The organism is Leisingera sp. ANG1 (assembly GCF_000203975.2).
In the GTDB taxonomy this organism is placed as follows: Bacteria; Pseudomonadota; Alphaproteobacteria; order Rhodobacterales; family Rhodobacteraceae; genus Leisingera.
On the sequence record NZ_AFCF02000005.1, the window covers coordinates 91,345 to 103,393 of the forward strand.

The 12,049-nt window shown below is 63.9% G+C and carries 11 protein-coding genes; 2 read left to right on the top strand and 9 right to left on the bottom strand.

Annotation, left to right across the window (positions count from 1 at the left end):
* Positions 1-83: 83 nt before the first annotated feature.
* Positions 84-737 carry an aminotransferase class IV family protein gene (locus GC1_RS08920; protein ID WP_029204813.1) on the bottom strand — a complete coding sequence of 218 codons (654 nt, stop codon included), beginning with the start codon at positions 735-737 and terminating at the stop codon, positions 84-86.
* Positions 680-1,831: an aminodeoxychorismate synthase component I gene (locus GC1_RS08925; RefSeq protein WP_019296051.1), complete on the bottom strand. Its 1,152-nt coding sequence runs from the start codon at positions 1,829-1,831 to the stop codon at positions 680-682. Before GC1_RS08925 ends, GC1_RS08920 begins: the two co-directional genes overlap by 58 nt.
* A 201-nt stretch (positions 1,832-2,032) precedes the next feature.
* On the opposite strand from GC1_RS08925, the gene carB reads away from it, so the two are divergent.
* Positions 2,033-5,389, top strand: a complete 3,357-nt coding sequence (gene carB / locus GC1_RS08930) for a carbamoyl-phosphate synthase large subunit (protein WP_019296050.1) — start codon at positions 2,033-2,035, stop codon at positions 5,387-5,389.
* A 177-nt stretch (positions 5,390-5,566) separates the two neighbouring features.
* Here carB and GC1_RS08935 read toward each other — a convergent pair whose 3' ends face one another.
* The 3 genes from GC1_RS08935 to GC1_RS08945 all read right to left on the bottom strand — a co-directional run bounded on the left by GC1_RS08935 (position 5,567) and on the right by GC1_RS08945 (position 8,104).
* Positions 5,567-6,286, bottom strand: a complete 720-nt coding sequence (locus tag GC1_RS08935; protein ID WP_019296049.1) for a trypsin-like serine peptidase — start codon at positions 6,284-6,286, stop codon at positions 5,567-5,569.
* Between the two features lie 632 nt (positions 6,287-6,918).
* Entirely contained in the window at positions 6,919-7,647 is a 729-nt protein-coding gene (gene arsH, locus GC1_RS08940; RefSeq protein WP_019296047.1) for an arsenical resistance protein ArsH, read from the bottom strand.
* Positions 7,640-8,104, bottom strand: a complete 465-nt coding sequence (locus tag GC1_RS08945; RefSeq protein WP_019296046.1) for a hypothetical protein — start codon at positions 8,102-8,104, stop codon at positions 7,640-7,642. The genes arsH and GC1_RS08945 overlap by 8 nt, the downstream gene beginning before the upstream one ends.
* 369 nt (positions 8,105-8,473) lie before the next feature.
* Between GC1_RS08945 and GC1_RS08950 the strand changes: the two genes are divergently transcribed.
* Complete coding sequence (locus tag GC1_RS08950; RefSeq protein WP_019296045.1) at positions 8,474-9,079, top strand: thymidine kinase; 606 nt, start codon at positions 8,474-8,476, stop codon at positions 9,077-9,079.
* Between the two features lie 72 nt (positions 9,080-9,151).
* Here the strand turns inward: GC1_RS08950 and GC1_RS08955 are convergent, their stop codons facing one another.
* The 4 genes from GC1_RS08955 to GC1_RS08970 are packed head-to-tail and all read right to left on the bottom strand — an operon-like array spanning position 9,152 to position 11,794.
* Complete coding sequence (locus GC1_RS08955; protein ID WP_019296044.1) at positions 9,152-10,105, bottom strand: 2-hydroxyacid dehydrogenase; 954 nt, start codon at positions 10,103-10,105, stop codon at positions 9,152-9,154.
* Between the two features lies 1 nt (position 10,106).
* A complete protein-coding gene (locus GC1_RS08960; RefSeq protein ID WP_019296043.1) occupies positions 10,107-10,445 on the bottom strand; it encodes a tRNA-binding protein in 339 nt (112 codons plus the stop codon).
* Complete coding sequence (gene proC, locus GC1_RS08965; RefSeq protein ID WP_019296042.1) at positions 10,438-11,253, bottom strand: pyrroline-5-carboxylate reductase; 816 nt, start codon at positions 11,251-11,253, stop codon at positions 10,438-10,440. The genes GC1_RS08960 and proC overlap by 8 nt, the downstream gene beginning before the upstream one ends.
* Before the next feature lie 40 nt (positions 11,254-11,293).
* Positions 11,294-11,794, bottom strand: coding sequence for a YbjN domain-containing protein (locus GC1_RS08970; RefSeq protein ID WP_019296041.1), 501 nt, complete (start codon positions 11,792-11,794; stop codon positions 11,294-11,296).
* Between the last annotated feature and the right edge of the window lie 255 nt (positions 11,795-12,049).

The following is a 12,049-nucleotide window of genomic DNA, read 5'->3' on the forward strand; positions in this document are numbered from 1 at the left end:
ACCGTCAGGTGCGCTGCCGGGCCCAAGGTCAACGGCCCGCTGGCGCCAGCCAGGGGGCCGGTTGTGCGCGGGAGCACTGCCTGTCAGACCAGCCGCACCGGGATCAGCCCGCGCAGCGAGTTGCCCATGTGGATGGCTTGCGCACGCTTCAAGTCCTGCAGACCCAGAACCGCCTCCTGGCACTTTTCACGCTCCAGAAGCACTTGCCGCAGGATGCCCGGCAGCAGGCCGCAGGAAAGCCGTGGCGTCACCATCCAGCCATCGGCACAGGTCACAAAGACATTAGTGATGGTCCCCTCGCAAACCTCGCCGCGCTGATTGAGGAACAGCAGCTCATCTACGCCATCCGGCAGCGCGGCCCGCGCAGTGTCATAAAGCGTGCGGCGGGTGGTCTTGTGCTGCAGCCAGAAGTCACCGGCCTCCACCCGGGTCTCTGCAATGCCGAGGCGCCATTCAGACGGGGTGTTTCCCAAAGGAGCCGTGGTCAGCGCCAATCGCCCCTCCGCATCCAGCGTCAGGCGGCAGCGCAGCGGCGCATCGCCGGCAGCCTCTGTCAGAACCGCTTGAGCCTCATCAGGATCAAAGGGAATGCCAAAGGCCGCCGCGCTGCGCTCCATCCGGGTCAGATGCGGCTGCAAATACCGGAACCCCTGCCCCGGATGCCAGCCCAGCGTCTCGATCAGGCGGAAAGCGGGATCGTTCTGGACGGCGTCACGCGGGCGAACCGGGCTTTCCATAGCGCTTCCTCATATTCCGATTCCGCGGTGCTGTCCCAAACCACGCCGCCACCCACATTGAGCGTCGCGCGGCCGTCCTCCAGCATCAGGGTGCGGATCGCCACGTTGAACTCGGACGACCCGTCTGGCGCTGCCCAGCCAATGGTGCCGCAATAGATGTCGCGCGCCCAGGGCTCCAGCTCCGCCAGGATCTCCATCGACCGGATCTTGGGCGCGCCGGTGATGGACCCGCAGGGGAACAGAGCGGCAAAGATCTCTGCCAGCCCGGCATCACGCCGCAATTTTGCCCGCACCAGCGACACCATCTGATGCACGGTGGCGTAGCTTTCCACCGCAAACAGCTCCGGCACATGCACGGACCCGGTCTGCGCCACGCGGCTGATGTCATTGCGCAAGAGGTCGACAATCATCAGGTTCTCGGCGCGGTTCTTCTCGTCCTGGCGCAGGAAGTCGCGGCGGCGGGCGTCCTCGACGGGATCGTCGCTACGCGGCTGAGTGCCTTTCATCGGGCGGGTCTCAATCACGCCCTCCGCATCGGTGCGGAAGAACAGCTCCGGCGAGCGCGACAACAGGTCCGGCAGCCCGTCCTGTTCGACTAGAACGCCGTGGCCAACTGCCTGTTTCGCCTGCAAGGCCGCATAGAGCTCCTCGGAAGAGCCATAGGCCTCTGCATCAATCGGGAAGGTCAGGTTGGCCTGGTAGATGTCACCCTTGCCGATATTGCGCTTCACTTCGGCGAAGGCCTCGGTGTAACGCTCCTGGCCCCAACGAGGGGTAATACCCTCGAGACCCGCATCGCTCCCCCGCGGCCGGGCGTTGCTCTCGGTGTTTTGCAGCAGCGGCTCCTTATAAACCCCAAAGCAGATCAGCGGCAGCCGACGTCCCTCGGGCATCCGGCACGCCAGCTTCTCCTCCAGCGCATAGCCCAGCTCATAAGACGCATAACCCGCCAGCCAGTGCCCGGCGTCCCGCGCCGCATCCAGCGCAGCCAGTGCGGCAGGCACCTCTTCCGGCCCGTCCGCGCGGATCATGCGCAGCGGCTGGTCAAAGCATGTGCCAGCCCCCTTGGGGCCCCGGTCAAAGCGAATCCGCACTGAAAAAATCTCCGCGAGTTTCTTGCCCCCACATATATCTGTTCGCTATGCGAACAAAAGGGGTGGATGCGGCATTTCCAATTCCGTTTCCGATACCCCTTGAACCTTTCGGCGCGGTCCCTATAACGCAGGACAATTTGGGCGCACGCCAGCGCCCGTGATTCAAAGCCTGCCCGCGCGAAAAACCAGAGGAAGCCTGCCATGCCCAAAAGAACCGACATCCAGTCGATCATGATCATCGGGGCAGGCCCCATCGTCATCGGGCAAGCCTGCGAGTTTGACTACTCCGGCGCCCAGGCCTGCAAGGCGCTGCGCGAAGAGGGCTACCGGGTCATCCTGGTGAACTCCAACCCGGCCACCATCATGACCGACCCGGGCCTGGCCGACGCCACCTATATTGAGCCGATCACCCCCGAGGTTGTCGCCAAAATCATCGAGAAAGAGCGCCCCGACGCGCTGCTGCCGACCATGGGCGGCCAGACCGGCCTCAACACCTCGCTGGCGCTGGAAGAGATGGGCGTCCTGGAAAAGTTCGGCGTTGAGATGATCGGCGCCAAGCGCGACGCCATCGAGATGGCCGAAGACCGCAAGCTGTTCCGTGAGGCGATGGACCGCCTCGGCATCGAAAACCCCAAGGCCACCATCGTCACCGCGCCCAAGCGTGAAAACGGCACCGCGGACCTGGACGAAGGCGTCCGCATCGCGCTGGAAGCCCTCGATGAAATCGGCCTGCCCGCGATCATCCGCCCCGCCTTCACCCTCGGCGGCACCGGCGGCGGCGTGGCTTATAACCGCGACGACTACATCCACTTCTGCCGCTCCGGCATGGATGCCTCGCCGGTGAACCAGATCCTGGTCGACGAAAGCCTCCTGGGCTGGAAAGAGTATGAGATGGAAGTGGTCCGCGACAAGGCGGACAACGCGATCATCGTCTGCTCCATCGAAAACGTCGACCCGATGGGCGTGCACACCGGCGACTCGATCACCGTCGCCCCGGCGCTGACGCTGACCGACAAAGAATACCAGATCATGCGCACCCACTCGATCAACGTGCTGCGCGAGATCGGCGTAGAGACCGGCGGCTCCAACGTGCAGTGGGCGGTGAACCCCGCCGACGGCCGCATGGTGGTGATCGAGATGAACCCGCGGGTCTCGCGTTCATCCGCGCTGGCCTCCAAGGCAACCGGCTTCCCGATTGCCAAGATCGCTGCCAAGCTGGCGGTGGGCTACACCCTGGATGAGCTGGACAACGACATCACCAAGGTGACCCCGGCGTCGTTTGAGCCGACCATCGACTATGTCGTCACCAAAATCCCGAAATTCGCCTTCGAGAAATTCCCGGGCTCCGAGCCCTACCTCACCACTGCGATGAAATCCGTGGGTGAGGCGATGGCCATCGGCCGTACCATCCATGAATCGCTGCAAAAGGCGCTGGCCTCGATGGAATCGGGCCTCACCGGCTTTGATGAAGTCGCTATAGACGGCGTCGGCGCAGGCCCGTGGGAACCGGCAGGCGACAAGGCCGCGGTGATCAAGGCCATCGGCCAGCAAACCCCCGACCGCATGCGCACCATCGCCCAGGCGATGCGCCACGGGTTGTCTGATGACGAAATCCAGACGGTCACCAAATTCGACCCCTGGTTCCTGGCCCGCATCCGCGAGATCGTCGAGGCCGAAGCGGAAATCCGCACCGACGGCCTGCCGTCGGATGCTGCCGGCCTGCGCGCGCTCAAGATGCTTGGCTTCACCGACGCCCGCCTCGCCAAGCTGACCGGCCAGAAAGAAACCGACGTCCGCAAGGCCCGCCGCGCCGCTGGCGTCAACGCTGTGTTCAAGCGGATTGACACCTGCGCCGCCGAGTTCGAGGCGCAGACCCCCTACATGTACTCGACCTACGAGGCCCCGGCATTCGGCGACGTCGAATGCGAGGCGCGCCCGTCGGACAAGAAGAAAGTCGTGATTCTCGGCGGCGGCCCCAACCGGATCGGCCAGGGCATCGAGTTCGACTACTGCTGCTGCCACGCCTGCTTTGCGCTGACCGGTGCGGGCTATGAAACCATCATGATCAACTGCAACCCGGAAACCGTGTCGACCGACTATGACACTTCGGACCGGCTGTATTTCGAACCGCTGACGTTCGAGCATGTGATGGAGATCCTGCGGGTAGAGCAGGACAACGGCACCCTGCACGGCGTCATCGTGCAGTTCGGCGGCCAGACACCGCTGAAACTGGCCAACGCGCTGGAGGCTGAGGGCATCCCGATCCTGGGCACCTCCCCCGACGCCATCGACCTGGCCGAGGACCGCGAGCGCTTCCAGGCGCTGGTCAACCAACTGGGCCTGAAGCAGCCGAAGAACGGCATCGCCTCCACCGACGAACAGGCGCTGGAAATTGCAGGTGAAATCGGCTTCCCGCTGGTGATCCGCCCGTCCTATGTTCTGGGCGGCCGGGCGATGGAAATCGTCCGCGACATGGCCCAGCTGGAGCGCTACATCGCCGAGGCGGTGGTGGTTTCCGGCGACAGCCCGGTTCTGCTCGACAGCTACCTGGCCGGCGCGGTGGAGCTGGACGTGGACGCGCTCTGCGACGGCAAGAACGTGCATGTGACCGGCATCATGCAGCACATCGAGGAGGCCGGCGTGCACTCCGGCGACTCTGCCTGCTCGTTGCCCCCCTACTCGCTCGAGAAGGACATGATCGAGCAGATCAAGGTCCAGACCAACGCCCTGGCGCTGGCGCTCAATGTGGTCGGCCTGATGAACGTGCAGTTCGCGATCAAAGACGATGAAATCTACCTGATCGAGGTGAACCCGCGTGCCTCGCGCACTGTGCCGTTTGTCGCCAAGGCAACCGACAGCGCCATTGCCTCCATCGCCGCCCGGGTGATGGCCGGCGAGCCGCTGACCAACTTCCCGATGCGCGCGCCGTACCAGCCGGACGCAGGCTATGACGTCAACACCCCGATGGCCGACCCGATGACCCTGGCGGACCCGGACATGCCCTGGTTCTCGGTCAAGGAAGCGGTGCTGCCCTTTGCCCGTTTCCCGGGCGTTGACACCATCCTCGGCCCGGAAATGCGATCCACCGGTGAAGTCATGGGCTGGGACCGCTCCTTTGCCCGCGCCTTTCTGAAGGCGCAGATGGGCGCCGGCATGGTGCTGCCGTCCTCGGGCCGCGCCTTCATCTCGATCAAGGACGCCGACAAGGGCAAACTGATGCTGGAAGCGGCGCAGATCCTGGTCGAGCAGGGCTTCACCCTGGTTGCCACCCGCGGCACCCAAAGCTGGCTGGAAGGCCAGGGCGTCGCCTGTGATCTGGTGAACAAGGTCTATGAGGGCCGCCCGCACGTGGTCGACATGCTGAAGGACGGCGACGTCCAGCTGCTGATGAACACCACCGAAGGCGCGCAAGCGGTCGAAGACAGCAAGGAAATGCGCTCCGTCGCGCTCTATGACAAGATCCCCTATTTCACCACCGCAGCCGGTTCCAACGCCGCTGCGCGTGCGATCAAGGCCCAGGCCGAAGGGGATGTCGAGGTGAAGTCGCTGCAGGGCTAACCCCCCGCGGACGCCCTGCCGTCACGGATTTAAACAGAAAGGCCCCGGGATCCCCCGGGGCTTTTTGCTTTGCTGTGCGGCGCTTACGCCGGATATGGAAACAGCCCCGGGGGAACCAATCGGGGCTGTTTCGCATTCTGATGCCGCGCGCCGGCGGCAACAGTATCTGTGCGCGGGTCAGCCCGCCTGGCGGATCAGCGCCTGCAGTTCATGGCCCAGCGGCGCTGCCAGCGACACACCGCGGCCGCTCATCCGCGCCTTGGAGGAGATCACCGACACCAGCTGCGGCAGCCGTCCAGGCCGTGTCTGCAGCACCGGCGAGCCGGAGGCGCCGAAGTCAACCCGGCAGGTGGTAATGACCGAGCTCTGGCGAGCCGACAGCACCTGGCAGGCGCTTTGCAGCCGGGGCGAGGTGGCGTTGCTGTGCGAATAGGACATGACGTCCACCTGCGCTCCCTTTTGCGGCGCGGCGGCCAGCGACAGCGGGCGGACCACATCGCCGCTGATCGCGCGGTCCAGGCGCAGCACGGCAATGTCGGTGCCGGTCTGGAACTGGCTGGTCTGGCCGTGACGGTAGCCGGGGTGGATCACTGCCTTGGCCACCTTGCGGGCGGCCTTGGACTGGCGGCCGTTAAGGCCAGCCTCGAACCGGATGCTGCGCGGGTTAACCTGGCGGCCATGGCGGACATCAAACATGCAATGGGCCGCTGTCACCACCAGATCCGGCGCAATCAGCGTCGCCGTGCACATCGCGCGGCCGCCAATGTTCAGACGGCCCACCGCCTGCCACCCCGGCACCGTCTGCACTGCGGTCCCCTTCCCTCCTGCGGCCGCGCTGCCGGCGCTGCAAACGGTTGCGATGGCTAAAGCGGCGGCTATTCCCAGTAGTCGTTTCATAACTTTCACTCCATGTTCCCACATCTCCAATGTCGGTGAGCTGTGAGGCTGGAATGGGGCCTGCTGCGGTGCCGCGCTGGCAGAAAGATGCGCAGAATATGACAGGGTTAACAGGGTCTTAACAGGCGCTCGTTTTGCCGGAACTTGCGCCTGTAAACTCCTTATTTACTTAACGGGCGCCGGCAAATTTTGGAAAATTCCCTTAAAAACACAGGAAAATCCTATCCGTTTCGTTAGGAGGAAAATCTGCGGTTTTCGCTGGTTTTACGCAATTTCCGGCGCCGCTGGTAACTTCGCGGCCCAATTGCGGCGCAAATGAGCCTTAACAACCGGCTAATGGCCGGAAACAGCAGCGCCCAATTGCTTAACCGCAGGGCACACCCATAAGGGGAACCGGCCCGCAGCCTGTCGCCCGGCGCTTCACCGCCGCCGCGCTTGCGCCGCGGGTTTGCCTGCGGCAAGGATGGGAAATCCACCTTTCAAAGGAGCCCCCGAATGCGCCTGACCCTGCTGCTGACCGCCCTCCTGGCCTTGGCCGCCTGCGATGTGCCGCTGATCCCGCTGATTTGAACAACAAAAGCCCCGGCGCTGCCGGGGCTTTGTTCATCTGGCCGCGGGCACCCTGCCCCGGGTTATTTCTGCGACACCCGCTTGTGCACCTCTTCGGCGCTTTCGACCCGCTCGGAATAACGGTCGGTCAGGTAATCCTTGCGGCCGCGCACCAGCCAGGTGAATTTCACCAGCTCTTCCATCACATCCACCAGGCGGCGGTAGAACGGACCCTCAGGCAGGCGCGCGCCCTCCTCAAATTCCAGCCAGGCCTTGGGGATCGAGCTTTGGTTCGGGATCGTCACCATCCGCATCCAGCGGCCCAGGATCCGCATCTGGTTCACGGCATTGAAGCTTTGCGAGCCGCCCGACACCTGCATCACCGCCAGCGTCTTGCCTTGGGTGGTGCGGATGCCGCCCTGCAGGGACAGGGGCAGCCAGTCGATCTGCAGCTTCATGATGCCGGTCATCGCGCCGTGGCGCTCCGGGCTGGACCAGACCATGCCCTCGGACCAGACCGCCAGCTCGCGCAGCTCCGCCACCTTGGGATGCTCCGCCGCGCCCGCATCATCGGGCAAAGGCAGGCCTGAGGGGTCGAAGATCCGCGTCTCGCAGCCAAGCGCACGCAGCACCCGTGCCGCCTCCTCTGCCGCCTTGCGGGAATAGCTCACCTCGCGCAGGGAACCATACAGCAGCAGGATACGCGGCGGATGGCGCGGATCATCCGGTGCTGCCAGCGTCTCCACGTCGATTCCATGCAGCTGCCCTTCCGCAATGCCGGGCAGGTCGCTCAGATCCGGTGTGTCAGGCACTTTCTTCTTCCAGATGCAGCTTCATGTCCAGCAGCACCTGCTGCAGCAGCACCGTCTCGCGCAGCAGGCGCTTGGCCTCGTTCACGGTGATGATGCCGTCTTCCATTGCAGCCTGGTATTCGCACATCAGCTGGGCAAACCGCTGGCTGAGAGCAATCACGTCCGAGTTCACACCGCCGCTGCGGCCGGTTTCCTCAGCACTGCCGTTGCCGTTGTAGGACAGCGTGATGTTCTTCAGATCCGCCAGCGCCGAGGTCACATGCGGAAAGGACGCCGCACTTTCCAGCTTGGCCACCGCATCCACTGGCATAAACCGGTCGGCGTGCTCTGCATTGTCCGAATAATAGCGCCCCAGCGTCGCCTTCGACTTGCCGGTGATCTGGCAGGCGGCTTCGATGCCGACATCCTTCACCAGCGCTTCTGTGTGCTTCTTCAGATACGTCCCGATTTCAGCCATATACGTCCTACCTGGCTTGCCCGCCGCCCCTTAGGGGAACGAACTGATTGTTTTCCCATTTCTGAGTTGTAGAGGAATTGCGATACCTTATCCATCCCTCAGGTTTTCAGGGATTTAGCAAGTGACATGGTGCAATTGGCATCTGTTGTCCAGTGCAAAGCAGGACGGAGTGAGTGACGGCCTGCCTTCAGGGTAATTGGTCTGCCCGGAACTTGCGCTCTCCGGGGCAAATGGCGTTGGCCGCTAACAGGGGTTTTGTTCCACCCCGGCCGCGTCTGCCCCGGTGAGCCTTCTCAGGCCGCAAGCCCTGCACTGTTTCCGCCAAGAAACCGGTTTCCCCGGCGCCGCCATGCGGGTAAACCCGCCGCCATGGCCAAGCTCTATTTCAACTACTCCACCATGAACGCGGGCAAGTCGACGGTACTGTTGCAGGCGTCGCACAATTACCGCGAAAACCATATGGAGACCTACCTGCTCACCGCCCGCCTGGACGACCGCGCAGGTATGGGCAGAATCGCTTCCCGCATCGGCATCGGCGAGGAGGCGGACATGTTCGCCGCCGGTGACGACCTTTTTACCCGCATCAAGGCGCGCCTGGCCCGCGGTCCGCTGGCCGCGATTTTCGTGGATGAAGCCCAGTTCCTGGAGCCTGCGCAGGTCTGGCAGCTGGCCCGCGTGGTCGATGATCTGCGGGTGCCGGTGCTGGCCTACGGATTGCGGGTGGATTTCCAGGGCAACCTTTTTCCCGGCTCCGCCACCCTTTTGGCGCTGGCAGATGAAATGCGCGAGGTCCGCACCATCTGCCATTGCGGCAAGAAGGCCACCATGGTGGTCCGTCAGGACGATCAGGGCCGGGTGATGACCGAGGGCGACCAGGTACAGATCGGCGGCAATGAAACCTATGTCTCGCTCTGCCGCCGCCATTGGCGCGAGGCGGTGGGAGACCTGCCTCAAAGAAAAACAGCAGCGGAATAACCCGCTGCCGCTTCTTTCTGGTTCAAAATACTCCCGGGGTCCGGGGCGGAGCCCCGGTCCCAAAAACCGGCCTCAGACCCGGTTCGGCAGCGCCTCGCCAGCCAGATAGGCCGCAACATTGTCCAGCGCCATATGGCCCATGTTGCTGCGCACTTCCTCCGTCGCGGTGCCCAGATGCGGCAGCAGGGTGGCGTTGTCGAGATCAATCAGCGCCTGCGGCACCTTGGGTTCGAACTCATAGACATCCAGACCCGCGCCGCCGATGCGGCGGTTCTGCAGCGCGTCGATCAGCGCCGCCTCCTCCACCACTTCGCCGCGGGCGATGTTGATCAGATGGGCGTGGGGCTGCATCGCGTTCAGCACCTCTGCGTTGATCAGATGCGTGGTTTCGGCCCCGCCCGGCACCGCCACCACCAGGAAATCGACCTCGCCTGCCATGGAAATCAGGCTCTCGGCCCGGTCCGCCGGGAAGTCCAGATCCTTCTCCGAACGCGCCACATAGGACACATCCATGCCAAAGCCGAAATGGCAGCGCCGCGCAATCGCTTGGCCGATCCGGCCCATGCCGGCGATGCCGACGCGTTTGCCGGTGGCGTGCAGGCCCAGCATCTGGGTCGGGTGCCAGCCCTCCCAATCGCCCTTGCGCAGCATCCGCTCGCCCTCGGAAGCGCGGCGCGCCGACATCAGGATCAGCGTCATCGCGATATCGGCGGTGGCATCAGTGACCGCGCCCGGCGTGTTGGTCACCTCGACACCCGCCGCCCGCGCGGCCTCCACGTCGATGTGGTTGTAGCCGACGCCGAAGTTGGCCAGCAGCTTGCAGCGGGGCGTGCCCGCCTTGGCAAAGATCTCCGCGGTGAACTTGTCGCCCAGCGTCGGCACCACGATGTCGAACTCGCTAAGCGCGCGCAGCATCTCCGCCTCGCTCATCACCGCGTTGGTCTCACGGATTTCCAGATCAGCAAACGCCTCCCGCGCCCGTGCCGTGACCGCTGCCGTCATCGGCCGCGCAATCCAGATTTTCATCTCAGTGCATCCTCCCGCCCAGCGGGACCTGTCCATCAGGCCCGGCCAGGAATATCTCTCCGTTTTCATCCGGCAGGCCCAGAACCAGGATCTCTGACATGAACGTGCCGATCTGCCGCGGCGGGAAGTTTACGACGGCCAGAACCTGCTTGCCCACCAGCGTTTCCGGCATGTAATGCGCCGTAATCTGCGCTGAGCTCTTTTTTACGCCAATATCCGGCCCGAAATCGACCCAGAGCTTGATTGCCGGCTTGCGCGCCTCGGGAAACGGCTCCGCACGGATGACTTCACCGACCCGGACATCGACTTTCAGGAAGTCGTCAAAGGAAATCTCAGCCACGCGACAGCTCCTTGGAGCGGTTGGTTGCCGCCGCCACCGCACGGTTCAGCAGTGCCGGGAAGCCGTCGTCATCATCCATCAGAACTTCCAAAGCGGCCTGGGTGGTGCCATTGGGGCTGGTCACATTGATGCGCAGCTGGCTGGGGCTTTCCTCTGCCGCCTCTGCCAGCGCGCCGGCGCCTGCGACGGTTGCCTTGGCCAGCTGCATCGCCAGTTCGGCGGGCAGCCCCTGCGCCTCGCCCGCGACGGCCAAGGTTTCGATCAGGTGGAACACATAGGCGGGACCGGAGCCGCTGACGCCGGTGACGGCATCCATCTGGCCCTCGTTGTCCAGCCGTACAACCTGACCCACGGCCTTCAGCAGCCCTTCGGCCCGGTCGAGGTCGGCGTCGCTGGTGTGACTGTTGCCGATAATCGCGGTAATGCCGCGCCCGACGGCGGCCGGCGTGTTCGGCATCGCCCGCACGATCGGCGACTGCGCACCCAGCACATCCTCGAAGGTTGCGATCGAGGTGCCTGCCGCCACCGAGATGAACAGAGTGGAACCATTGCCGTAGCTCTGCAGCGTGGGCAGCGCCTCGCCCATCATCTGCGGCTTCACCGCGATCAGCACAATGCCCGGCGCCGCGGGCAGTTCTGCGTTGATGTGAACCCCGGTGCCCTTCAGCCAGTCCGACGGGTGCGGGTCGATCACCCAGACCGAGGATGCGGGCAATCCGCCCTCCAGCCATCCGGCCAGCATCGCCGATCCCATCTTGCCGCAGCCCAGCAGCACCAGGCCGCGTGCAGCAATATCCTGCATATCCATCTTAAGCCCCTCCCCTTGGTGTCAGGTTCAGGGCACAGGTTTACGCCCGGCCGTAGGCCTCTGCAATGGCGACCTGCATCGCCTCCTGCGGGCTGCGCTGGCCCCAGACCGCTAGCTGGATCGCCGGATAGTAGCGCTCCGCATTGGCGACGGCTGCATTCAGCATCGCGTCGATCTGCTGCGGGCTGGCCATTTGGCCGCCGGACAGCATCAGCCCGTAACGGAACAGCATCAGCTTGTGGTCTGCCCAATAGGTAAAGGAGCCTTCCCAGCACTGGTCGTTCATGCAGTTGATCAGCTCATAAAGCCGCGGCAGTTCTGCCTCCGGCGGCTCCATCTCAAAGCTGCAGACCAGCCGCAGGCATTCTTCATAGCCCGACCAGGCCAGCGTCAGCGAATAGGTGCGCCACTGCCCTTCCACCGACATCGCAATCTGATCGTCCCCGACCCGGTCAAAGTCCCAGTCGTGGTGCGACGCCAGATGCTCAACGATGTCGATCGGATGGACGTCTTCTTCCAGGTGAAGCTCGGATAGTGCCATGATGCCACCTCTCTTTTTGCCTAGCACATCAGGGCACATAGGCACCCTATAGCTAGGTTTTTGTGCTATGGGCCGGGGAGGCATCCCCGCTCCCATACTAGATATGGTGGAGCCGAAAAGGTGATCTGGCAACCCTTTATTTTGGGGATATCTGCAATAACTTGTGGATGAAGTATCCACAGCCCCCTAAATGCCGGCTGCGCGACTATGAAACGGGCGGCCGCAAAGGTAAAGCCCGGACAGCCGCCCGCGCCC

Coding starts and splice junctions, on each gene's coding strand:
- GC1_RS08920 (WP_029204813.1), bottom strand. CDS start 737: ATGGAAAGCCCGGTTCGCCCGCGTGACGCCGTCCAGAACGATCCCGCT.
- carB (WP_019296050.1), top strand. CDS start 2,033: ATGCCCAAAAGAACCGACATCCAGTCGATCATGATCATCGGGGCAGGC.
- GC1_RS08935 (WP_019296049.1), bottom strand. CDS start 6,286: ATGAAACGACTACTGGGAATAGCCGCCGCTTTAGCCATCGCAACCGTT.
- GC1_RS08945 (WP_019296046.1), bottom strand. CDS start 8,104: ATGGCTGAAATCGGGACGTATCTGAAGAAGCACACAGAAGCGCTGGTG.
- GC1_RS08950 (WP_019296045.1), top strand. CDS start 8,474: ATGGCCAAGCTCTATTTCAACTACTCCACCATGAACGCGGGCAAGTCG.
- GC1_RS08955 (WP_019296044.1), bottom strand. CDS start 10,105: ATGAAAATCTGGATTGCGCGGCCGATGACGGCAGCGGTCACGGCACGG.
- proC (WP_019296042.1), bottom strand. CDS start 11,253: ATGGATATGCAGGATATTGCTGCACGCGGCCTGGTGCTGCTGGGCTGC.
- GC1_RS08970 (WP_019296041.1), bottom strand. CDS start 11,794: ATGGCACTATCCGAGCTTCACCTGGAAGAAGACGTCCATCCGATCGAC.